The organism is Solwaraspora sp. WMMD791 (genome assembly GCF_029581195.1).
In the GTDB taxonomy this organism is placed as follows: domain Bacteria; phylum Actinomycetota; class Actinomycetes; order Mycobacteriales; family Micromonosporaceae; genus Micromonospora_E.
The window spans coordinates 5,373,551-5,396,625 of sequence record NZ_CP120737.1 but is presented as its reverse complement, the minus strand read 5'-3'; the positions used below and the strand labels follow the sequence as shown (position 1 = coordinate 5,396,625).

General features: G+C 73.2%; 18 protein-coding genes. 9 read left to right on the top strand and 9 right to left on the bottom strand.

Annotated elements, in window-relative coordinates; genetic code table 11:
- Positions 1–304: 304 nt before the first annotated feature.
- From O7623_RS24115 to O7623_RS24105, 3 genes are all read left to right on the top strand, one after another.
- Entirely contained in the window at positions 305–2,635 is a 2,331-nt protein-coding gene (locus O7623_RS24115) for a helix-turn-helix transcriptional regulator (protein WP_282225273.1), read from the top strand.
- A gap of 165 nt (positions 2,636–2,800) precedes the next feature.
- A complete protein-coding gene (locus tag O7623_RS24110) occupies positions 2,801–4,447 on the top strand; it encodes a hypothetical protein (RefSeq protein WP_282225272.1) in 1,647 nt (548 codons plus the stop codon).
- 197 nt (positions 4,448–4,644) lie between these two features.
- Complete coding sequence (locus O7623_RS24105; RefSeq protein ID WP_282225271.1) at positions 4,645–6,462, top strand: dynamin family protein; 1,818 nt, start codon at positions 4,645–4,647, stop codon at positions 6,460–6,462.
- 80 nt (positions 6,463–6,542) lie between these two features.
- Here O7623_RS24105 and O7623_RS24100 read toward each other — a convergent pair whose 3' ends face one another.
- Positions 6,543–7,175 carry a hypothetical protein gene (locus O7623_RS24100; protein WP_282225270.1) on the bottom strand — a complete coding sequence of 211 codons (633 nt, stop codon included), beginning with the start codon at positions 7,173–7,175 and terminating at the stop codon, positions 6,543–6,545.
- 200 nt (positions 7,176–7,375) lie between these two features.
- Between O7623_RS24100 and O7623_RS24095 the strand changes: the two genes are divergently transcribed.
- Positions 7,376–7,960 carry a hypothetical protein gene (locus O7623_RS24095; RefSeq protein ID WP_282225269.1) on the top strand — a complete coding sequence of 195 codons (585 nt, stop codon included), beginning with the start codon at positions 7,376–7,378 and terminating at the stop codon, positions 7,958–7,960.
- A gap of 57 nt (positions 7,961–8,017) precedes the next feature.
- On the opposite strand, the gene O7623_RS24090 is transcribed toward O7623_RS24095, so the two are convergent.
- Both O7623_RS24090 and O7623_RS24085 read right to left on the bottom strand, forming a co-directional pair.
- Complete coding sequence (locus O7623_RS24090; RefSeq protein WP_282225268.1) at positions 8,018–8,923, bottom strand: ABC transporter permease subunit; 906 nt, start codon at positions 8,921–8,923, stop codon at positions 8,018–8,020.
- Entirely contained in the window at positions 8,923–11,871 is a 2,949-nt protein-coding gene (locus tag O7623_RS24085; protein WP_282225267.1) for an alpha/beta fold hydrolase, read from the bottom strand. Before O7623_RS24085 ends, O7623_RS24090 begins: the two co-directional genes overlap by 1 nt.
- A gap of 100 nt (positions 11,872–11,971) precedes the next feature.
- Here O7623_RS24085 and O7623_RS24080 point away from each other — a divergent pair, with 100 nt between their 5' ends.
- A complete protein-coding gene (locus tag O7623_RS24080; RefSeq protein ID WP_282225266.1) occupies positions 11,972–14,242 on the top strand; it encodes an AAA family ATPase in 2,271 nt (756 codons plus the stop codon).
- A 22-nt stretch (positions 14,243–14,264) separates the two neighbouring features.
- On the opposite strand, the gene O7623_RS24075 is transcribed toward O7623_RS24080, so the two are convergent.
- Together O7623_RS24075 and O7623_RS24070 are read right to left on the bottom strand one after the other, a co-directional pair.
- Complete coding sequence (locus tag O7623_RS24075; RefSeq protein ID WP_282229532.1) at positions 14,265–14,789, bottom strand: GNAT family N-acetyltransferase; 525 nt, start codon at positions 14,787–14,789, stop codon at positions 14,265–14,267.
- A 192-nt stretch (positions 14,790–14,981) separates the two neighbouring features.
- Positions 14,982–15,905 carry a protein phosphatase 2C domain-containing protein gene (locus tag O7623_RS24070; protein ID WP_282225265.1) on the bottom strand — a complete coding sequence of 308 codons (924 nt, stop codon included), beginning with the start codon at positions 15,903–15,905 and terminating at the stop codon, positions 14,982–14,984.
- 122 nt (positions 15,906–16,027) lie between these two features.
- Between O7623_RS24070 and O7623_RS24065 the strand changes: the two genes are divergently transcribed.
- Positions 16,028–16,240 (top strand): hypothetical protein, encoded by a 213-nt coding sequence (locus O7623_RS24065; protein WP_282225264.1) that lies wholly within the window; start codon positions 16,028–16,030, stop codon positions 16,238–16,240.
- 32 nt (positions 16,241–16,272) lie between these two features.
- On the opposite strand, the gene O7623_RS24060 is transcribed toward O7623_RS24065, so the two are convergent.
- The 4 genes from O7623_RS24060 to O7623_RS24045 all read right to left on the bottom strand — a co-directional run bounded on the left by O7623_RS24060 (position 16,273) and on the right by O7623_RS24045 (position 19,663).
- A complete protein-coding gene (locus O7623_RS24060; protein ID WP_282225263.1) occupies positions 16,273–16,743 on the bottom strand; it encodes a DUF3263 domain-containing protein in 471 nt (156 codons plus the stop codon).
- A gap of 101 nt (positions 16,744–16,844) precedes the next feature.
- The gene (locus O7623_RS24055; protein ID WP_282225262.1) at positions 16,845–17,855 is read right to left on the bottom strand and encodes an ABC transporter permease subunit; all 1,011 of its coding nucleotides are present in this window, start codon (positions 17,853–17,855) and stop codon (positions 16,845–16,847) included.
- The gene (locus tag O7623_RS24050; RefSeq protein ID WP_282225261.1) at positions 17,855–18,817 is read right to left on the bottom strand and encodes an ATP-binding cassette domain-containing protein; all 963 of its coding nucleotides are present in this window, start codon (positions 18,815–18,817) and stop codon (positions 17,855–17,857) included. Before O7623_RS24050 ends, O7623_RS24055 begins: the two co-directional genes overlap by 1 nt.
- Before the next feature lie 60 nt (positions 18,818–18,877).
- Positions 18,878–19,663, bottom strand: a complete 786-nt coding sequence (locus O7623_RS24045; RefSeq protein ID WP_282225260.1) for a DeoR/GlpR family DNA-binding transcription regulator — start codon at positions 19,661–19,663, stop codon at positions 18,878–18,880.
- A gap of 218 nt (positions 19,664–19,881) precedes the next feature.
- On the opposite strand from O7623_RS24045, the gene O7623_RS24040 reads away from it, so the two are divergent.
- Genes O7623_RS24040 through nagA form a run of 3 tightly spaced genes read left to right on the top strand, consistent with a single transcriptional unit; the run spans position 19,882 to position 22,966 of the window.
- Positions 19,882–20,811, top strand: coding sequence for a sugar isomerase (locus O7623_RS24040; RefSeq protein WP_282225259.1), 930 nt, complete (start codon positions 19,882–19,884; stop codon positions 20,809–20,811).
- A gap of 50 nt (positions 20,812–20,861) precedes the next feature.
- The gene (locus O7623_RS24035) at positions 20,862–21,854 is read left to right on the top strand and encodes an ROK family protein (RefSeq protein ID WP_282229531.1); all 993 of its coding nucleotides are present in this window, start codon (positions 20,862–20,864) and stop codon (positions 21,852–21,854) included.
- A complete protein-coding gene (nagA, locus tag O7623_RS24030) occupies positions 21,851–22,966 on the top strand; it encodes an N-acetylglucosamine-6-phosphate deacetylase (RefSeq protein WP_282225258.1) in 1,116 nt (371 codons plus the stop codon). Before O7623_RS24035 ends, nagA begins: the two co-directional genes overlap by 4 nt.
- Positions 22,967–23,075 lie beyond the last annotated feature (109 nt).

Sequence of the window (23,075 nt, the reverse complement as noted above, 5' to 3'; positions counted from 1 at the left end):
CTTCACGCCGCTGCTTTCTGATCTGCCGGGAGGCGTCCTACGTCTCGGCGAGTCGGCCGTCGCCCCGAGTCGGCCCGCGACCGCCCCGGCTGACCTCGTCGATCAACGGGTTGCTGACCGGCTGGACAGCCTCGCCGGGAGGGGCACCGCACGGCTCGCCAAGCGTCTGCTCGGCATCCGGTGGACCAGGCCCCCAGGTCGGGCCGAGAGTACACGGTACATGCGAACGACGTCAGGCCCTGCGGCGGAGTCGGGAGCCGTCCGTACACTGCCTCACTGACGCGGGCAAGGAGGGGCTGCACCGGTGACTGTCGTGGTGGGTGTGGACGGCTCCGGCCGGACCCGACGGCTCGACGAGATCGCCGCGTCCACCGGCCGTCCGACCGTACGCGTGACTCCCGCGACCAGCGCGGACCTGGCCGTTCTCCTGGAACAGGCACGTGCCGACGACGCCCTGGTCCTGGTCGACGACGCACATCAGCTTCCCGCTGAGACGATCCGGTCGCTGACGGTCGCGGCCCGCGCCGGGCTGGCGATGGCGCTCGCCCGCCGGCCCACGATCGACTCCGCGGAACTCGCCGACCTCGACGGCGTGGTCGCCGGTCAGGGCCCCGTCGAGCAGCTGGGTCCGCTCCCGCCGACGGCCCTGGCCGCCCTGGTCGAGGCGGCCGTCGGCCGGCCGGCCACCCCGGAGCAGGTGACGGCGCTCCAGGCGGCCTCGGCCGGGCTGGCCGCCATCGCCGTCGAGATCGCCGCCGACCCCGACGGTACGCCGCCCACCCTCGTCGCCCGGCTGCAGCGACGGTTCGCCGGCAGCGGACGGGACCTCGCCGGGCTGGCCGCGATCCTCGCTCTCGGACTCGACCTGGCCGACGAGGCCGTCTGTACGGCGGCCGGCCTGGAGCCCGCCGAGGCAGCCACCGGGATGCGGTCGCTGCGCGACGCGGGACTGCTGACCCCGGACGGTGAACGGTTGATCCCGGCGGTGGCCCGCGCGGTGCTGGTCGAGCTGCCACCGGCGGAACGCCGCCGGCTGCACGAGACCGTGGCCCGGGCGTTGCTGGCCACCGACGCCGACCCGGTCCGCACCGCCGAGCAGCTGCGCGCCGCCCGGGCCCGCAACCCGACCGCCGCCGACGTCTACCGCCGGGCCGCCGACCGGCTGCGCTTCACCGACCCCGGCAGCGCTCTCACCTGGTACGACGACGCGCTGGACGCTGGTGCCGCACCGTCCACCGTGGCTGCTGGTCGAGCCGAGGCAGCGACTCTGCTGGGGATGCCGGTGGACCTGGACGGCCCGGTCGAGGCATCGGCCGACGCCGGCCGGATCGCCCTGGTCGCCGGGGCGGCGGCCGCCTACGACGGCCGGGCCGGCCGGGCTGCGGAGGCGCTGCTCGGTGCCGAACCGCCCGGCCCGGTCCTCGCGGTGCCGGCACTGATGGTGACCGGGCAACCGGCCGCCGCCCGGTCGGCGGCGACCGGGTCGGCCCCGCTGCCGGTACGCCGACTGGCCGAGGCGGCGCTGGCGATGGCGGACCCGCAGGCGGCGCTGCCGTTGCTGATCGAGGCCGCCGAGGGCTTCGAACGGACGCCGCCGCAGGTCGCCGTACCGGACCCGCCGCACGCGATCGGCGCGCTGATCGCGGTGGCCGCCGGCGACTCGGCGACCGCCGAGCATCTGTTGGAACGGGCGGTCGCCAGTGGATCCGGCGGGCCCGTCGCGCTCGACCGGCACCGCACGTTGCTGGCCTGGGTCAGGATGCGGACCGGTCGGTACGATTCGGCCGTCGCGGAACTGCGTCGGTTGGCCGGTGTCGCGTTGCCGGGCCGCGAGCGGCTGGTCCACGCCGGCCTCACCGCAGGAATCGCCCGGCGCAGCGGGGACATCGCCCAACTGCGGACGGCCTGGTCCGTCGCCGAGCCGGTGCTGGCTCGCCGGGCAGTCGACCTGTCCCAGCTGGAAGTGGTCGAGGAGCTGCTGGTCGCCGCCGCCCGACTACGCCAGCACCAGCGGATCGCGCCGGTCCTGGCCGACCTGGACGGCATCGTGGACCGGCTGGGCCGACCGGCCGCGTGGGCGGTGTCGGTGGAGTGGATCCGGCTGCAGATCGCCGTCGTCGACGAGGATCCGCAGGCCGCCGCGACGGCGGCCGCGCGGTTGGGCTCCCTCGACCCGGCCGGTTTCCGGCAACAGGCACAGTGTCGGGCGGCCGCTCGATGGTCCGCCGCCCTGCGCGGCGACGTGGATCCGGACGGGGTGCTGGCGGACGCCGCCGCACTGGTCGCCGCCGAACTGCCCTGGGAGTCGTCCCGGCTGATCGGTCAGGCGGCGGTCCGGACCACCGACCCGGCGGCCGCCCGCCGTCTGCTGGAGCGGGCCCGGGAGCTGTCCCGGACGGATCCCGTTCCCGACGAGACCGCGCAGGGATCCTCACAGGGCGGTCTGTCCGACCGGGAGGTCGAGGTCGCCCGGCTGGTACTCGCCGGCCGGACCCACCGGGAAATCGGCACGCAGCTGTTCCTGTCCCCCAAGACGGTCGAGCACCACGTGGCCAGGATCCGGGGCAAGTTGGGGGCCACGACCCGAGCTGAGATGATCGCTACCCTGCGAAGTCTGCTGCCCGAGGAGCCCTGAGCTGTCGGTTAGCCGACGTGGGCTTGGTGCCACCCCCTAGACCCCCGAACCTGGCAGGGGGGAAGCCCCGATGCGACGGGTGAGCGCCGACCCGCACTCTTGTACCTGTCCGGCCGATCAGGACGGACCACGAACCCGACGAACCCCGAACCCCCAGGAGACATCATGGCTGCCGTAGAAGTCACCCCGCTGATCATCGAGCAGATCAAGGCGCTCTTCGACAAGGTGTTCAGCAGCGAGGCGGAGACCGCCAAGTTCCTCGCGGACCCGGAGGGCGCGTTCGCCGCAAACGGGATCGACGCGGAGACGCTGAACGAGGTCGACATCAACCAGATCGTCAACGAGGCGGCCTTCGGCAGCAGCGAGGGCCCGTCCAGTGGGGGTGGTTTCTCCGGCGGGGGCGGCGGTGGGGGCTTCTCCGGCGGGGGCAGCGGGGGCGGTGGGGGCGGCTTCGCCGGTGGGGGGACCGGTGGCGGTGGGGGCGGCTTCGCCGGCGGTGGGGGTGGCGGCGGCGCCGGTGGGGGATTCGGCGCCGGCGCCGCCGCCAACGTGCCGACCCCGGAGGTCGTCCAGCAGGTGACCCAGGTGACCCAGAACTTCACCAACCAGAACTTCATCGACAACTCGCAGAGCTTCACCGACAACTCCATCGACAACTCGGTGGACCTGGACGTGGACGGCCCGGTGCTCGGCGACATCGACGTCGAGACCGAGAACCTCAACCAGACCGGGGACGGCAACGTCGCCAACACCGGTGACGGGGACGTCAACGCGGCGACCGGGGACGGGGCTGTCGCGCAGCAGGGCGACGGTGACCAGGTCGCCGCCACCGGTGGGTCGGTGGCGGCCGGGGACGACGCCTTCGGCGTCACCGGCGACAACTCCTCGCTGGAGTCCGTCGACGGCGACAAGGTGACCGCCGGCGACGGGGCCGTGATCGGCACCGGCGACGGTGACGTGCTCGGCGCGACCGGCGACGGCGCGTTCCTCGGCAACTCGGAGTCCGGCGACGTGGTCGGCAACACCGGCGACAACGCCGTCACCGCCGGCGACGACATCGACGGCGTGGTCAACACCGGGCTCAACACCGGCGTGATCGCCGACGGCGACGTCGACCGGACCGTACTGGGCGACAACACCGGCATCGTCGCCGACGACGTCGACAAGGCCGTGGTCGGCGACAACAACCAGGCCGCGCAGTTCGACATCGACACCAGCGGTGCGGCCGGTGGCGACGCCAGCGGCAGCGGCGGGGCCGGCGGTGACGGCGGCAACGCCAACGCCGCCGGTGGAAGCGGCGGCGACGGCGCGGCCGGGGTCGGGGCCGGCGTGGGAACCGGCGTCGGCGTCGGCCGGGGCAAGGGCGAAGGCAGTGGCGAGGGCGAGGGCGAAGGCGGAGCCGGCGGTGACGGCGGGGCCGGCGGCGTCGCGACCGGTGGCAGCGCTGCCGGTGGCGCCGGCACCGGCGGTGACGCCAGCGGCGGTGCCGGTGGCGCGCTGGGGCCGATCAACATCAACTTTGGTGGCGGCAGCCAGCAGAACACCACCGACTCGCGGATCGAGGACTCCTCGCTGGCCTCCGGCGGGAACTCGACCAGCAACCAGGACTCGTTCAACGACCAGTCCACCAACGACTCGTTCAACGACCAGTCGACCGACAACTCGGTCGACACCGACAACTCGTTCAACACGGAGGACTCGTTCAACCAGGAGGACTCCTTCAACACGGAGGACTCGTTCACGACCGACGACTCCTTCAACAACAACACCGCCGAGGCGGGCACCACTCCGGACCCGACCCTCGGGGCGTGACCGGACAACCACCGAGCGGGCCGGACGTCGTACGGCGTCCGGCCCGGTGAGCGCCAACGTGGCGTGGCAGGTCCGGCCGGGGCCTGCCACGCCACGTTGGCGCTCACACTGCTTTCCCTGCCGACCGCCCACCGGCCGACCGCCCACCGGCCGACCACCCGCCTGCCGATACCCACCTCTCTACCGCAGGAGCGACGTTGACCGCGAAAACGACAAACCCTGACGCTGACGGCACTCTGCAACGGGCGACTCAGATCGTCGACCTCGCGCTACGCGCCTGCGAGGCGTACGACCGCCCCGATCTCGGTCGTCGGCTGGCCACCATCCGGACCACCCTGTCCGACCCGGTGGTGCACGTCGTGGTCGTCGGCGAGTTCAAGCAGGGCAAGAGTTCACTGGTGAACGCGCTGGTCGGGACGAAGATCTGCCCGGTCGACGACGACGTGGCCACGGTCCTGCCCACGTACCTCCGGCACGGCCCGCAGCCGTCGGCGCAGCTGCTGTTCAGCGACGACCCGGCCCGACGGGAGCCGCTGGCGATCGAGCAGGTTCCCAACGTGGTCCTGGAGCGCGCCACCGGCGACGACGTCCCGTCGGGGATCGCCGGGGTGGAGATCCGGCTCCCCCGCAACATCCTGTCCAACGGTCTGGTCCTGGTCGACACCCCCGGGGTCGGCGGGCTCGGCTCGGTGCACGCGGCGGCCAGCCTGGCCGCCGCGTCGATGGCCGACGCGCTGCTGTTCGTCACCGACGCCGCACAGGAGCTGACCCGCAGCGAGCTGGACTTCCTCCGGCAGGCCCGCGAGGTCTGTCCGACCGTGATGTGCGTGATGACCAAGACGGACTTCTATCCGCACTGGCGGAAGATCCGTGATCTGAACGCCGACCACCTCAGCCGTGAGGTGCAGATGCCGATCGTCCCGGTCTCGTCCACACTGCGGTTGCGGGCGGTCGCCGGCAACGACAAGGAGCTGAACGTCGAATCCGGGTTTCCCGACCTGGTCAGGTTCGTCACGCAACGGGTCGCCGGTGGCGCGGCGACCCGGGTCGCCGCGCAGGCCGCCGCGTCGGTGGTGGGGATCTGCGAACAGATGGAGAACCAGTTCACGGCGGAACACGCCGCGCTCGCCGACCCGGAGGCGGCGGCGAAGGTGGTGCACGAGCTCAACGCGGTGAAACAACGGGTCGAGTCGCTCAAGGCCGCGGCGGCGAAGTGGCAGCAGACGCTGAGCGACGGCATCTCCGACCTGAACGCCGACGTCGACCACGACCTGCGCGGACGGCTCCGCCGAATCCTCGAGGAGGCGGACGCCGCGATCGAGGAGATCGACCCCGCCGACGCCTGGGACGAGACCGAACGGTGGTTGCAGGCCAGGGTCTCCAACGAACTGCTGGCCAACTACATGATGCTGCGTGACCGGGCGATGAGCCTCAGCGACGACGTGGCCCTGCACTTCCAGGAGGCCGCCGGCGAGGTGCTGCGGCACGTCGCGATCCCCGACCCGGTCCCGCTGGTCGGCAGCGCCCAGGTGGAACACAAGATCGAGCTGGCCAAGATGAAGCTCGGCAAGCAGGCGATGGTGGCGCTCAAGAGCGCGTACGGCGGTGCGCTGATGTTCGTCATGCTCGGCTCGTTGACCGGCATCGCGCTCGGTCCGATCGGGATCGGCATCGGACTGGTGATGGGCCGCAAAGGTCTGCGGGAGGAGAAGAAGCGGCAACGCGCCAACCGGCAGAGCCAGGCGAAGAACGCGGTCCGCCGGTACTGCGACGAGGTCAGCTTCGTGATGACCAAGGACTCCCGGGACACTCTGCGCCGGATCCAGCGGCAACTGCGCGACCACTACAGCGCGCTGGCCGAGGAGCTGTCCCGGTCCAACTCCGCCGCGCTGGCCGCCGCCGCGGAGGCGGCGCAACGGACCAAGGCCGACCGGGAGAACCGGCTGCGCGATCTGAAGGCCGAACTGGACCGGCTGCGGCAGTTGAAGGAGCACGCCGCCGCCATCGTCGGCTGAGCGCCGACCTGACCTGACCGACCCGGTCCGGCCCTGACCCGACCCTGACCGACATGGCGGGTCGGGGTCGGGTCGGGCGTTCAGCCTTCGTCGATGTCGTCGATCTCCGGGGTGCCGGCGGCGACCGGCGGCACCGCCCACGGATCATCGGACAGCAGCGCGTCGGTCGGCAGATCCGACACGTCCAGCTGGCTGTCGTAGCCGGCCGGGCCTGCGGCACCCGACTCGGGCTCGATCACATCGAGCGTGTCCTGAGCAGGGTCGAGGCGGTCGACCGGGGCACCCTCACCGTGTCCGAACGCCCCGTCGACCGTCAGCCCACCGGCTGACCCGTCACCCGGCCCCGTGACGCCGGCGGGGGCGTCGAGGTCCGCGGTCGACCCGGCCAGCGCGTCGATCTCCGGCAGGTCGTCGAGCTCGGCTCCGTCGACCGGGACCACCGGGGCCGAGGCGAGCAGGTCGAGCGGCGCGGCGAGATCATCCGGTACGGCGGCCTCGCCGACGACCTGGCTGTGTGCCATGACGAACGGGGCCAGGTGCTCGGCCACCTCGACCGGGGCCGTTTCGGCGTAACTGACCACGGCCTGGGCCAGCAACTCCGCCGGCAGATCCGCGTACCCGTTGGCGTCGAGCACGGCAGCGGCATCGTCGAGGGCTGCGGCGTCGCCGGACAGCCCAGCGAAGATCTCGTGCAGCGAGCGCGCCGGTGCCATGACACCACTGTAGGAAGCGCGGTCCCCGTCCCGCCAAGGGGGACATCCCCGGGCGGTCCCCTAACTTCGCCGGCGAGCCACCCGCCGTGCAACCTCCGCCGGCGGAGATCCGTCAAGGAGACGTGACGGGATGAGCAGTGACAAAACAGCTCGTACCGGATCAACTGTCCCGGCTCGCCGCAGCACAGAGGAGAAACCCCATGAACGAACCGCGCAGTCGTCGCCGTACCGGACCGATCGTCGCCGGCTCGGCCTTCGCCGCCCTGGCGATCGCCGGCGCGCTCGCCCTCGGCGTGTCCGGATTCGGCAACTCGGCCGCCGGCCAGTCGTCGGACACCGGCGGCACGACCAGCTCCACCACCACCGGCGGCTCCAGTACGGCGGTGCAGCTGGTGGCGTACACCGGCAGCCAGCCGGAGGGCTACCGCCTGGCGACGGTGCCGCAGGGCTGGGTCGTGCAGGGCTCGGACGCCTGGACGCTGGTCCTGGCCCCGGCCGACGCCGCCGACACCGACCCGCACAGCTTCATCGGCAAGATCGCGGTGTCGACGCAGGCCCAGATGCCCACCGGGCTGCCGTCCGAGTCGGTCACGGTCGACGGTCTGGCCGGCCACCTGGTCACGATGGAGGACAACACCGACGGCCGGACCCTCTTCGTCGAGCAGCCCGGCGGCGGTTACCTGACCGTGCAGGTCTGGGACGGCCTCGGCTGGAGCGGCGAACGGATCGTCGAGTTCGCCGCCGGGATCGAGGTCACCGGCGACGCCCAGCAGACCGTCGGCTGACCCTCGCCATCGGCGAGGGGGTGGTGCCGCGCACGCGCGGCACCACCCCCTCGCCGGTCAGGACGTGACGTCCTTGCGGGTGAACCGCCAGTAGGCCACCGAGAGGAAGACCGTGGCGTACGCCAACGCCGACACGCAGCCCTTGACGATGTCGTCGGTCTGCGTCGGCGTCGACAGCAACCCCAGCCAGGCGGTGCTGAAATGGGTCGGCAGGAAGTCCCGCAGCACACCGAGGGCGGTGATCTGGTCCAGGATGCTGGACAGGATCCACAGCAGCACCGCGCCGCCGACCGCGCCGAGCGCCGCGTCGGTCGACACCGACAGCAGGAACGCCAACGACGCCACGATCAGCAGGACCACCGCCAGATAGCCGACGATGCCGAGCAGGCGCAGCAGCCCTTCCCCGGCCGGGATCTCGGCGGCCACCGTCGAACGCAGCGGCGACCAGCCGTACCGGACGGTGCCGACCAGCAGCGCCGTCGCGGCCAGGACCACCAACGACAACCCCGAGTACGCCAGCGCGACGACCAGCTTCACCGTCAGCAGCCGGGCCCGGGGCACCGGTACGGCCAGCAGGTACCGCAGGCTCCCCCAGCTCGCCTCGCTGGCCACGGTGTCCCCACAGAACAACGCCACCGCCACCACCAGCAGGAACGACGACGACACGAAGATGGTGAACAGGGTGAAGTTCAGCCCGCCGGAGGTGGCCAGCTCGACCAGGCTGGCGAACTCACCGCCGCCGTTGTCGTCGTCGTCACCGGAGTCGAACTCGAAGGCGATCAGCACGATCAACGGCAGCAGCGCCATGAAGCCGAGCGTCAACTGGGTGCGTCGGCGTGACGCCTGTCGGCGTACCTCGGCCCACAACGGCAAGGTGAAGCGGGCCCGGTAGCCGGCGGCGGCGCCGGAGCGCTGCGCCACCTGGTCCGGCTGGTGCACGTCCGGTGATTCCACAGTGTTCATCAGCGGTCCCCGCTCCCCCGTGAGTTCTCGCCGACCAGGGCGAGGAAGGCGTCCTCCAGCCGGCGGCGCGGCACCACCCGGTCCACCGCGACGCCGGCCCGGACCAGCTCGGCCACGACCTCGCTGCGGGCGGTGCCGTCGACGTCGACGATGAGCCCGCCGTTGTCGGCGGCGACGGCCCGTACGCCCGGCAGCCGGTCGAGGACCGCCTCGGCGGCGGCCACGTCGGAGACGTCGAACTGCACGCTCGGCGAGTCACCGACGATCTCGTCGACCGGCCCGGCGGCCACGATCCGGCCCTTGTTGACCACCACCGCGTGGGTACAGGTCTGTTCGACCTCGGCCAGCAGGTGGCTGGAGACCAGCACCGCCCGTCCGCCGGTGGCGTAGCGCTTGAGCACCCGGCGCATCTCGGCGATCTGCGGCGGATCGAGCCCGTCGGTGGGTTCGTCGAGCACCAGCAACTCCGGCAGGCCGAGCATCGCCTGGGCGATGGCGAGCCGCTGCCGCATGCCGTGGCTGTAGTTGCGGATCCTGCGGTGCACCGAATCCCCGAGGCCGGCGATCTCCAGGGCCTCGTCGAAGTGCGCGTCCGCCGCCGGGCGTCCGGTGGCCCGCCAGTACGCCCGCAGGTTGTCGATGCCAGACAGGTGCGGCAGGAACCCCGGTCCTTCGACCAGCGACCCGATCCGCGACAGCACCGGCGCACCCGGCACCAGCCGGTGACCGAAGACCAGGATCTCGCCGGTGGTCGGCTGGGTGAGCCCCATCAGCACCCGCAGGGTGGTGGTCTTGCCGGCACCGTTGGGCCCGAGCAGGCCGACGACCTGACCACGTTCGACGGTGAAGTCGACCCGTTCCACGGCGACGAACCCGTCGGCGTACTCCTTGCGCAGGTCGCGCACGACCAGCGGGGTCTGGGCGTACGCGGCGACCACCGTGTGGTCCGCCCGGCGCTGGCGCAGCCGCACGACGGTGACGACCACGGCCAGCCCGATCACGATCGCCGCGACCAGCCCGGCGAGCACCCAGCGCCACAGCGCCGCCGAGGTGGCGATCGGCTCACCGGCGACCTGCGGCAGGCTCACCGGCGCGGCGTCGCCGGACCCGATCCCGACGGTGTAGACGGTCGGTTCGACCGGCGTGGCGTACGCCTGGTCGGAGGTGGCGACCACGATCCGCAGTCGGTTGCCGGCCTCGAACCGGTGCACGATCGCCGGCAGGGTCACCTCGACCGGTTGCGCCTGCGCGACGTCCGCCGGCAGGCCGGTCAGGCGTACCGGGGCGACCAGCCCGCTGGGCAGGCTCATCGTGCCGTCCGGGTCGACGTCGTACAGCTTGACGAACAGCACCGCCTCGCCGGTCGGCGACGCGGCCCGGATCGTCACGGTCGGCGCACCGACCACCTCGACCGGGTCGGTCAGCGGCGCCGAGTCGAAGTGGGTGTGCTGGCCGGGTAGTTCGCTGACCACCCCGCCGAGCAGGCCGGCCAGGCCACCGGCGAGCGGCAGCGACGAGATCGCCGCCGGGTTGCCGGCCGGCGGGTTCGCGACCGGCTGCGCCGGCCCGGCGACCTCGACGGTCGTCCGGTCGGTGCCGGCGGTGCCCGGGTAGTCGGCGATCCGGTAGCCCGTGGCCACCAGGCCACGGTCCATCGCGTCGAAGCCGGCAACCCGCGACCAGGTGAAACTGTCGTCGGGGGCGGCTCCTTCACCGGCCACGTAGTGGTCGAGCCATCCGGCGGTGAGGAACTTGACCCGGTCCTGGTCGCTCTGCGGGCCGGCTCCGCCGTCGTGCCCGCCGGTGTACCAGGCGACCCGGACCGGGGTGCCGTTCGCGGCGATGCCCCGCGCGTTGGCGTCGGCCTCGGCGAGCGGGAACAGGGTGTCGGCACCGCCCTGGATCAGCAGGGTCGGCGCGGTGATCCGGTCCAGTACGCGGTCCGGGCTGGCCTGGTCGAGCAGCGCCACCGCCTCCGGGGTGCCCCGGCCGGTGGTGGCGATCTGCAGGTAGGCGGCGCAGACCTCGGTGGCGAACCGCCCGCAGGCCACTCCGCCGGCCACCGGGTCAGCCGCCGGGTCAGCCGCCGGGTCAGAGGCCGGGTCGCCCGGACCGGGCGGCTGGCCAGCCGCCGGGTCGGCGGGATCCGTCGCCGGACCGGCCGGGTCGGTGCCCGGACCCGCAGGGTCTGCACCTGGGTCGGTGCCCGGACCGGAGGCGGGTTGTCCCGCACCGATCGGCATCCCCGGACCGCCTGCGCTGACCCCGCCGCTACCGAAGAACAGCCCGGCCCAGCCCTTCTTGAACACCCCGTCCACCGGGTCCGCGCCACTGGCCTCCGGCAGGAACGCCCCGGCCAGGTCGTTCCAGGTGATCATCGGCACGATCGCGTCGACCCGGTCGTCCGCCGCCGCCAGCAGCAGCGCCAGCGCGCCGCCGTACGAGCCACCGACGACGCCGACCTGCGGATCCCCGTCGGCGTCGGTGCGCACCTCGGGGCGCGACGCCAACCAGTCGAGCAGCCGGGACGCGTCCCGGACCTCGTAGTCGGGGTTGTTCAGGTGGATCTGGCCACCGCTGGCGCCGAACCCCCGGGCGGTGTACGCCAGCACCGCGTACCCGAGGGCAGCCAGCTCCTCGGCGTCGGCGGCGACCGTCTGCTTGGAGCCGCCGAAGCCGTGCGCGAGCAGCACCGCCGGCACCGGCTGCGCCGCCGACGCCGACTTCGGCAGGTAGAACGTGGTGTCGAGGTCGACCGGCTGGTCACCGTCCGGACCGGAGAGCACCGTGATCCGTTGCTCGGCGGTGGTGTACGGCGCCGACTCCGGCCAGACCGCCCAGGTCACCACGGCGGCGACGACGGCGACCGCGAGCAGCCCGCCGGCCAGCCGCCGCTGGTAGGGCCGGGGCAGGGCACGGCGCAGCCGCGCGGACATCGGAGTCGGCATGAGCAAACCGTACGGTGCCCACCCGCCGCCAACCTGTGAACCCTCTCAGCTCAGGTGCGCCGGCCGTCGTCGGGCGGCGCGCGGCGGCTAGTCTCGGGCGGTGGCCGACCGTGAACTGACCCTGACCGCGAGCCTGCGACCTGCGGCGCTGGACGCCCGCCGGGGCATCGTCCGGCTGCACCCGGAGGTGCTGGCCGCGTTGGGCATCACCGCTGGCACGCCGGTCCGGCTGACCGGGCGACGCAGCACCGCCGGGGTCGCCGCCCGCGCCGAGGCCGGCGCGAGCCGGGCCCTGCTGTACGCCGACGACCTGACCCTGGGCAACCTGGGGTTGCGCGACGGTGGCCAGGTGACGGTCACCCCCGTACCGCAGGTGGCCGCCCGGCGGGTGACGCTGGACGGGCCGGCGGAGATCGTCGCCGTCGTCAGCCCGGAGATGCTGCGCCTGGCGCTGCTCGGCAAGGTCGTCACCGCCGGCGACAACGTGTCGCTGCTGCCGCAGGACGTCTTCTCCGACGTCGCGCACCGGGGCCTGCTCGAGGCGGCCCGGCGCAGCCTGGCCAACGTCGTCGGGTACGCCTGGACCAGCACCCTGCTCACGGTCGCCGCGGCCGAACCGGCCGGGACGGCACAGTCCGGACCGCCTCTGGCCGGCACGACGCCGGCCGGTGACGCGGTCCTGGTCACCATGGACACCGTGGTCGGCTGGCGGCACGGACCGGTCACCCACGGCTCGACCGGTGAGGAGGTCCGCCCGGTCGGTGCGGTGGCGCAGCCACCGGCGGCGGACTTCGTCGACGAGCCGCTGCCGCAGCTGGACGACCTGCCGGGTCTGCGGGCCCAGGCCGACGAGCTGACCGAACTGCTCGACCTGGGTTTCCACCACCGGGAGGTGCTGGCCCGGTTGGGCACCACCGTGTCGCTCGGCGTACTGCTCAGCGGGCCGGCCGGATCCGGCAAGTCGGCGCTGGTCCGGGCGGTCGCCGCCGCCCTGGACGCCCGGGTCGAGGCGCTCTGGGCGCCGGAGGTCGCGGCGCTGACCAACGACGCGGCGGCGCAGCGGCTACGTGTGGCGGCCGAGTCGGTCCGGCGCGGCGACCCGGCGGTCCTGCTCATCTCGGACGTGGACGCGTTGGCCCCACGCGACGAACCCGGACCGGTGTCCACGGTGTTCCGGCAACTGCTGGCCGAGACGGTGGCCGCCGGCGCGGCCGTGGTCTGCACCACCAGTCACCCGGAGGCGCTGGATCCGGGCCTGCGCGGGCCGGACCTGTTGGCGGTGCAGATCGCGGTGCCGCTGCCGGACACGGCGATGCGCCGGGAGCAGTTGACCGTGCTGACCCGGGGCATGCCGTTGGCCGAAGACGTCCGGCTGGACGACGTCGCCGCGCGTACCCCCGGGTTCGTCGCCGCCGACCTCGCCGCGCTGGTCCGCGAGGCCGGGGTGCGGGCGGCGTTGCGGCAGAAGACGGCGGACGCGCCGCTGGTCGCGGCCGACGACGTCGAGGCGGCCCTGGAGGTGGTCCGGCCGACGTCGATGGCCACCTCCACGCTGGAGCTGGCCCAGGTCACCTTGGACGACGTCGGTGACATGGTCGAGGTCAAGCAGATGCTGACCGAGTCGGTGCTGTGGCCGCTGACCTACCCGGACACGTTCGCCCGGCTGGGGGTCCAGCCGCCGCGCGGGGTGCTGTTGTACGGCCCGCCGGGGTGCGGCAAGACGTTCCTGGTCACCGCACTGGCCGGCACCGGTAAGGCGAACGTGCTGTCGGTCAAGGGTGCCGAGCTGTTGTCCAAATGGGTCGGCGAGAGCGAACGGGCGGTCCGGGAGCTGTTCCGTCGGGCCCGGCAGGCGGCCCCGACGCTGGTCTTCCTCGACGAGGTGGACGCCCTCGCCCCGGTCCGGGGGCAGGCCTCCGACGGCGGCACCACCGACCGGGTGGTGGCGGCCCTGCTGACCGAGTTGGACGGGGTCGAGGCGCTGCGCAACGTGGTGGTGGTCGGCGCGACGAACCGCCCGGACCTGGTCGATCCGGCGCTGCTGCGGCCGGGCCGGCTGGAGCGGCTGGTGTACGTGCCGCCGCCGGACGGCGAGGCCCGGGTGGAGATCCTCAAGGCGTCGGCGAAGTCGGTGCCGCTGGCCGAGGACGTCGACCTGGCCGCGTTGGCCGCGTCGTTGGACGGATTCTCGGCGGCGGACTGTGCCGCGCTGATCCGCGAGTCGGCGCTGGCCGCGATGCGGGAGTCGCTGGAGGCGTCGTCGGTGACGGCCGCGCACGTCGCGGCGGCCCGGGAACGGGTCCGGCCGTCGCTGGACCCGGCGCAGGTCGCCTGGCTGGCCGCGTACGCCGACCAGCAGTCCCGCCGGTGACCCGCTCCGCGGTGATCTGGTGTCAGCCGGCTAAGTCGGTGCTGAACGCTTCGTCCAGCCAGAACCGGGCGCGCACCTGACCCTGCTCCACCTGGATGATCGCCCCGCAGCGACGCAGCAGGTTGATCGCGGCCCGGTTGGCCGGGGTGGTCCGGGCGATGACCAGTTGGGCGCCGAGGCGTACCGCTTCGTCGAGCACCGCCCGCAGGGCGGCGGCGCCGATGCCCCGGCCCCGGGCGGAGCGGCCGAGCCAGATGCCGGTCTCCACGACGGCGGACGGGGCGTCGAGCCGGGTGAGCCGGACCCCACCGACCACGTCACCGCCGAGGGTGACGGCGTACATGATGGTGCCGGCGGGGCCGAAGTGGCCACCGCCGAAGTGCGCGCGGTGAAACTCGCGGAACGCGTCGCGGCGGGCGGCGGTCCACCCGGCCGGGCCCGGCACCGGGGGCATCACCTCGCCCGGCTCGGCCTCGGCCACGGCGGCGGAGAGCAACGGTTCCAACAGGTCGTCGCTCATCGGGGTCAACCGCACGTCATGCCGCACGGCGGTAGTCTTCCAGGCCGGTGCCGGCTCCGCCTTACTCATTCCGCGCCTCCCACCTACCCAGCTTCTGACCCCTGTCCGGGTTATTTGCTCAGCGCCGGTGGTGGTGAAACGCCGCTACCGGGCCCGGCGACCGTCCACCATCACCGCGTCGACCAGTTGTTCCAGCTCAGCAGGGATCGACGGCCGGCATCACCCGCCATCGAAAAGACAAAATACGGCGGTGGCGTCGTCGTGCCGCTTGTGGCGCGGCCCTGTCGCCAGGCTCACAGCACCGTCGGTCTCGGCTGCCCGTACCCGACGGATGAGCTCGGCGGGCCCGGCGCTCGCCAGCAGGTCCAGCAGGCCGGGCCAGTCGAGAAGTCCGAACAGGTCGACGGCGCGGGTCGCGCCGTCGGTGAGCAGGGCTGCCCGCCGGACCCGACCCGGCCCGGTCAGCGGAAGGGTGCCGCAGAGCGCCCGGTCGGCGGCGGCCGGGTCGGCGGCCGCCACCCAGTAGCCGTCCGGGGTGTTGGTGTGCTGCCGCTGCCACTGGACCGCCCGGCGGTAGTCCGCGTGCTCTGCGGCGGCCGTGCCGGAGGTGCCGGTGCCGGAGGTGCCGGTGGCGGAGGTGCCGGTGGCGGAGGTGCCGGTGGCGGGCGGCTCGCGCTGCCAGAGCCGGGCCATGGTGGCGGCGAGCCGGTCGTCGGCCACCACCCCGACCTGGCCGGCGACGTCGACGACCAGTGGGCTGTCGCAGAGCACCAGGTAGTCGAGGTGTCCGGGGGTGCGGCGCAGCAGGCACACCGTCGACGACGGGGTGCCGGGGTGGCCCAGGTCGCAGTCGCCACCGTGGTCGCCGCGTACCGCCCGGACGGCCTCGGCGAGCAGAGTGGCCAGCGGGTCGGCCGGTGCGGTCGCGGCGGCGAGGGTGAGCTGGGCGGCGAGTCTGCGCACGTACCAGGCGGGCCCGTGCCGACAGCCGGTGTCGAAGCCGGCCGGCGCGGTGGCACCGTCCAGGACCGCCACGAGGTCGCCGTACTGCAGCATCTGGTCCTCGTTGTCCGGTTGGTCTCCAGCGGCGACCGAGCAGGCGTCCACCCGCATGGTCGGCACGGCGGGAATCACCCTGAGCATCTCCCAATAACCCTAGGCATCCGTTCGACTACCGAAGGTAGCTTGACTGGTAGGCGGGTGTCGAGGATCGCGGGCCGCGCGGCGGTCGGCCTCGACCCCGGGGGACACAGGGGGGCAGCGAAATGTTGCAGCAACTGCACGAGAAGGGCCTGCGGGCCGAACACTTGTACGCCGCCGGCATCGCCAGCATCGCGCTGTCGTTCACCAGCTGGGTGCTGTCCAAGAAGTTCGAGGCGGCCGGGATCGAGCGGGCCGACCGGTGGGGCATCTTCGTCGGCGAATGGGCACCCACCTTCATCGCTCTCGGCAACGGGCTGAAGATGTACGAGAAGTAAGGTCCGGAGAGGAACGGGAAGTAGGCTCCGCTTCAGCGGCGGCGGGCCCGCGACCGCGCGGCCCGCAGCCGCCGGAGCCGGGCCACCAGCACCGGCTCCGCCGCCAACGCCGCCGGATTGTCCAGCAGTTGGTGCAGCAGCTGGTAGTAGCGGGTCGCGGAGAGCCCGAAGGTGTCCCGGATCGACTGTTCCTTGGCACCGGCGTGCTTCCACCACTGGCGTTCGAAGTCGAGAATCCGCTGTTCGCGCTCGGTCAACGAGGCGGACGCGGCTGGCGCCGGCCCGGTCGGCGTCGCCGTGGTCGAGATGGCGTCGAGGTCGGTCGGCGAGTCGGCCGGTGCCGCGTCGAGGCCGGACTCGACATCCGGGCCGGCGTCCGGATCGGTGTCCCGGCCCGCGTCCGGGCCGGCATCCGGATCGACCCGCTGCCGGGGAACGTTCGTCGATGTCTGGGGCACCGCACCCGGGACGGGTCCGGTCCGGGACTCGTCAGCAGCCGGCACCTCACCAGGGTAATCGCCGACCTGCCGGCACGCATCAGGCGCACCGGCCGATGTGTCGGCCGGCACCGCGCCGGCATGGTGTCCGGCCCCGACCCCACGGCTCAGGTGATGTCGCGTCGGCGCATCGTCCAGGCCGCCACCGTCAGCACCAGCGCGACCACCACCGCCGTCAACGCGCCGGTGTGCACCCAGGTGAGTTCCATCGTCGGCGGTACGCAGGCCGGAGCACCGGCACACGTCCGATGGTCGGTCAACTCAATGGACGAGTCCATCCAGGCGATCCAGTACACCGGCAGCAGCCACGCCTCCGGGTAGCGGACGCCCACCGCCTCGGCGACGAAGCTCAACGCCGACTGCCCGAGCACCAGGACGCCGAGCACCCCGCCGAGAGCCAACGCGGTGTGCCGACCGATCGCGGCCAGTCCGAAGCCGACCGCGGCCGCCGCGGCGACCATCACCACCACCCGCAACTCGGTCAGGGCGAACGACTGCCACCGGCCGGCGGTCATCCCGTCGGTCGACCCACGCAGCGCGCCGATCAGCCAGTGTGCGACCGTCCACAGCAGCACCGCCGGCACGGTCACCGCCACGACGCCGGTGAGCAGCGCGGCCAGCTTGGTGAACAGCACCCGCAGCCGCTGCGGTCGCCACAGCAGCAGGTTCATCATCGCGCCGCTGCTCCACTCGGCGCCGACGAACGAGGCACCGGCGGCGAGGAACACCAGAAACAGCAGGCTGGCGACCGTGTAGAGGGTCGCCGGAAACTCCTCGGCGAAGATGAAGGTGAGCGGCAGGTAGTTCGCGGCCGGGAACGAGTCACGAGTGGGCACACCGATGTCGGCGCAGTCCGGCGGGAACCGGTTGAGGTCGGGTGAGCCGGAGGCGTGGCTGCGTTCACACTCGGCCTGCCACTGCTCGGTCCACTCGACCGCGGCCCGGAACTCCTGTTCGGCGCTGCGCTCGGCCTGCGCCAGCGCCGCCGGGCCGATCTTCTGGTTCTGCAGGAACGTCGTGACGACGATCGCGGCGAGGACCAGCAGCCCGGCGAGGGTCAGGTAGCGGACGAAGCGCCGCTTGACGAGGCGGCGCAGTTCCGCCCGGTAGAGCCCCATCACACCGCTCCCGCTCCGCCGTCGCCGGTCAGCTCCAGGAAGACACTTTCCAGATCCACCGTGACCGGAGCCAGTTCGCTGACGTACAGGTCGGCGGCGGCCAACGTGCGGGTGACCCACTCGGGTGCGGCCACTCCGTACACCAGCAGGTGGTCGGGGTGGCGGGCGACGGTGACCGGCGCCCCGCTGCCCGCGCCCGGCGGCGCTGCGGCGGTGATGGCGGCCTCGGCCGCCGGCAGGTCGGTGGCGGCGGGCAGGCGTACCCGCAGGCCGCCGCCGGAGTGCGCGGCCAGCACCTCGGCGACCGGCCCGGCGGTGACCCGGCGCCCTCGGGCGATGATGGTGACCGAGTCGCAGATCAGCTGGATCTCGCCGAGGATGTGGCTGGACAGCACCACCGTGGTGCCGCTGGCCACCAGGTCCCGCATCAGGGTGCGCATTTCCCGGATGCCAGCCGGGTCGAGCCCGTTGGCCGGCTCGTCGAGGATCAGCAGCTCCGGCTCCTTGAGCAGCGCCGAGGCCACGGCGAGGCGCTGACGCATGCCGAGGGAGTAGGTCCGGACCCGGTCACCGGCCCGGTCGGCCAGGCCGACCAGCTCCAGGACGGCGGGCACCCGCTGCGGCGCCACCCCACCGGCCTGGGCCAGCAGCGACAGCGTGTCGCGGGCGGTGAAGTGCGGGAAGAACTGCGGGCTCTCCACGATGGCGCCGACCCGGCGGGTCACCTCGGGCAGATGCTCGGGCACCGACCGACCGAGCACCTGCATCCGGCCGTCGTTGGCGGCGACCAGGCCGAGCAGCGTCCGCAGGGTGGTGGTCTTGCCGGAGCCGTTCGGGCCGAGGAAGCCATGCACCTGGCCGGCCTCGACCCGCATGTCGAAGCCGTCGAGGGCGTGGCGGACTCCGCCGCGACGGCTGCGGTAGGTCTTACGCAGCCCGGATATTTCCAGTACGGCAGTCATCGGCCGTCCTCCTCCGTGTGCCCGCCGTACGGACAGCGCACACCATACGCCCGTCCGGGCTCAGGCGGTGACCACCGTCAGGCCGAGTTCGCGGAACGCGGCGACGGTACGCGGATCCGCGCCGGAGTCGGTGACCAGCGTCGACACCCGCTCGATCGGGCAGATCCTGGCGAATGCGTGCCCGCCGAGCTTCGACGCGTCGGCGATGATCACGACACGTTTGGCCCGGGCCACCATCAGGGCGTTCATCGACGCCTCGCCCTCGTGGTGGGCGGCGGCGCCGAGCTGCGGGTCGATGGCGTCGACGCCGAGCAGGGCGACGTCCAGGGTGACCTCCCGCAGCAGTGCCCCGCCCAGCGGTCCCACCAGCTCGAACGACTGCGGGCGGACCACCCCGCCGGCGACGACGATCTTCATCCGGGAGCGGACCAGCAGTTCGTTGGCGATGTTGAGCGCGTTGGTGACCACGGTCAGCTGGGCGCCGTCCGCGCTGGTGTTCAGGTCCGGCCGTACGGCGAGGGCCCGGGCGACCTCGGTGGTGGTGGTGCCGCCGTTGAGCCCGACCACCATGCCGGGGGCGACGAGGGCGGCTGCCGCCGCGCCGATGCGCTGCTTCTCGGCGGAGTTCTTGGCGGTCTTGTAGCGCAGCGGCAGGTCGTAGGAGACGCCGTTGGCGACCGCGCCACCGCGCGTACGGGTGATCATCTGCTGCTGGGCGAGCTGGTCGAAGTCGCGCCGGATGGTCGCCTGGGAGACGTCGAGGCGCTCGGCGGCGTCCTCGACGGTGATCCGCCCACTGTCGGTGAGCAGTTCCAGCAGGGCGTTCCACCGCGCGTACCGGTCCATCCCGTCCCTTTCCGCCCGTCCCTTTCCGCCGCGATCGCGCAGACGGTGAGTAGTTTGCTGCACACTAATGCGCGAAACGCCCGGAGGGCAAAACTCCCGGCTGCGCGATCTTGGAAGTTTGTTGCCAGCTGGTCACCGCCGCGAGCACAATGACGCTCGAAAAGCTGTCTGTTCGAGCGGGAACGCGCAGCGTTCCCTGGCCAACAGGGAGGACGGCGATGACGTACGTCGACGCCGAGATCGCCAGCCAACCCGACTGCTGGCGACAGGCCGCCGCACTGGCCGCCACGTCCATCGCCGCGCTGCCGTCGGCCGGCGAACGGGTCGCCGTGGTCGGCTGCGGCACCTCCTGGTTCATGGCCATGGCGTACGCCGGGCTGCGGGAACGCGCCGGACACGGCGAGACCGACGCCTTCCAGGCCTCCGAGTTCCCGACCGGCCGGCACTACGACCGCGTCCTGGCGATCAGCCGCTCCGGCACCACCACCGAGATCACCGACCTGCTCGCCGCCCTCGCCGACCCGACCCGCAGCACGGTGCTCGTCGGCGACCCGGCCTCACCCGCCGCCCACCTCGCCGGTCACGTCGTCGCGCTGCCCTTCGCCGACGAACGGTCGGTGGTGCAGACCCGCTTCGCCACCAGCGTGCTGGCCCTGCTCCGCGCCCACCTCGGTGCCGACGTCGCCGCGATCGCCGCCGACGCCGAGGTCACCGTCCGCGCCCCACTGCCGATCAACCCGGCCCTGGTCGACCAGGTCACCTTCCTCGGCCGGGGCTGGACCGTCGGGCTGGCCCACGAGGCGGCGCTGAAGTGCCGGGAAGCCGCCGGCTTCTGGTCCGAGGCGTACCCGGCGATGGACTACCGGCACGGCCCGATCGCGGTCGCCGGCCCGCACCGGATGGTCTGGGCGTTCGGCGAGATCCCCGACCACCTGGCCGACGACGTGGCCGCGACCGGCGCGGCCTTCGTGCACAGCCGCACCAACGGGGTGTACGCCATCCTCGACCGGTGGGCTGCCGGCCGGCAGCCACTGGACCCGATGGCCGATCTGATCCTCGCCCAGCGGTTCGCGGTCGCCCTCGCCGACAGCCGTGGCCTGGATCCGGACAACCCCCGGCACCTGACCCGCTCGGTCGTCCTGGCGTGAACGCACCGCCCACCGACGGCCCTGCCGGTGTCACGCTCCCCGGCACCGCAGTGGTGCCAGCGCCCACCGGGACCGAGGTGGTCGTCGCGCTCGACGTGGGCGGCACCGGCATCAAGGCGGCCCTGGTCGGCGCCGCCGACCGCACCGTACGGCACACCGAGCGGCGGCCCACCGGCGCGGCCCGGGGACCCGCCGCCGTGATCGACACCATCGGCGAGTTCGCTGGCGCGCTGGCCGACACCGCCCGCGCCGACGGACTCGTCCCGATCGGCGTCGGCGTCGTCGTACCCGGCGTCGTCGACGAAACCACCGGAGTGGCGGTCTGGTCGGCCAACGTCGGCTTCCGCGACGTACCGCTGCGGGACCTGGTGGCCGCGCGCACCGGCCTGCCGACGGCGCTCGGCCACGACGTGCGCGCCGGTGGGATCGCCGAGGCCCGGGTCGGCGCCGGTCAGGGCTGCCGGCACGTGCTGTTCGTCGCGGTCGGTACGGGGATCGCCGCCGCCGCGATCGTCGACGGTACTGGCTACCCGGGGGCGCACGGCGCCGCCGGTGAACTCGGCCACGTGGTGGTCCGCCCGGCCGGGCCGGTCTGCGGCTGCGGCCAGACCGGCTGCCTGGAAGCCGTCGCCTCCGCCGCCGCCGTGGCCCGCCGGTACGCCGAACGCACCGGCACCCCCGGCGGCGACACGGCTGGTGCCGCCGCCGTGGCCCGCCGGGCGGCCAGCGGCGATCCGGTCGCCGCGCAGGTGTGGGCCGAGGCGGTCGACGCGCTCGCCGACGGCCTGCTGATCGGCCAGGCGATGTACGACCCGGCGGTGGTGGTGCTCGGCGGCGGGCTGGCCGAAGCCGGCGACCAGCTCCTGACCCCGTTGGCTGCGGCGATGCGCCAGCGGGCCACCTTCCACCGGATGCCGCGCCTGGTCCGGGCGGCGCTCGGTGACGAGGCCGGCTGCCTCGGTGCCGCCCTGCTGGCGCTGGACACCGTACGGCGGGTGCCGGACACCGTACGGCCCGCACTGGGCGCAGGGCCGGCACGGTGAGGCTGCGGGGCCGGGTGGTCACCCCCGATCAGGTGATCGAGCAGGGCTTCCTGATCATCGACGGACCGACGATCAGCGACGTCGGCAGCACCTCCGGGACTGCATCCGACACCGCGCCCGATGCTGGCTGGCTGGTGCCGGGCTTCGTCGACCTGCACAACCACGGCGGTGGCGGGCACACCTTCACCACCGGCGACGCCGGCGCGGCCCGGCAGGCCGCCGCCTTCCACCTGGCCCACGGCACCACCACCCTGCTGGCCAGCCTGGTCAGCTCGCCGGTCGAGCTGATGCACCAGGCAGTCCGGGCGTACGCCCCGCTGGTCGCCGACGGCACCCTCGCCGGGCTGCACTTCGAAGGCCCGTACCTGTCCGTCGCACGGTGCGGCGCGCAGAACCCGGCGTACCTGCGGGACCCGGAGCCGGCCGAGCTGGCCGGGCTGCTCGACCTCGCCGCCGGCACCCTCCGGATGGTCACCCTGGCACCGGAGCGGGCCGGCGCGCTCGCCGCGATCACCCGCCTGGCCGACGCCGGAGTGGTCGCCGCGATCGGCCACACCGACGCCAGCTACGACCAGACCCGGGCAGCGATCGACGCCGGTGCCACCGCCGGTACGCACGTGTTCAACGGGATGCGCCCGCCGCACCACCGCGAGCCCGGCCCGGTGTTCGCCCTGCTCGGCGACGACCGGGTCACCTGTGAACTGATCGCCGACGGGGTGCACCTGCACGACGGCACGCTCACCTTCGCGGCGTCGGTCGCCGGGCCCGACCGGGTCGCGCTGGTCACCGACGCGATGGCCGCCGCCGGGATGCCCGACGGCGGGTACGAGCTGGGCGGACAGTCGGTGACGGTGACCGACGCGGTCGCCCGGCTGACCCGGGATGGGTCGATCGCCGGCAGCACGTTGACCATGGACGCGGCGCTGCGCCGGGCGGTCGCCGCCGGGATCGGCATCGTCGAAGCCGTACGGATGGCGGCGACCACCCCGGCGCGGCTGCTTGGGTTGACCGGCAGCGTCGGGGCGCTCGCGCGAGGGTTGCGCGCCGACCTGGTCGAGCTCGACGACGACCTCCGGGTACGCCGAGTGATGCGGGCCGGCGTCTGGCAGTGAGTCACGGTTCAAGTACATGTGTACACGAGCGTACGTAGGCGATCAACGAGCAAGTACTTTCGGCTCTGGGGTGCCCATAGCGTGCCCCGTCGGTCGGCTAGCAAAGGTC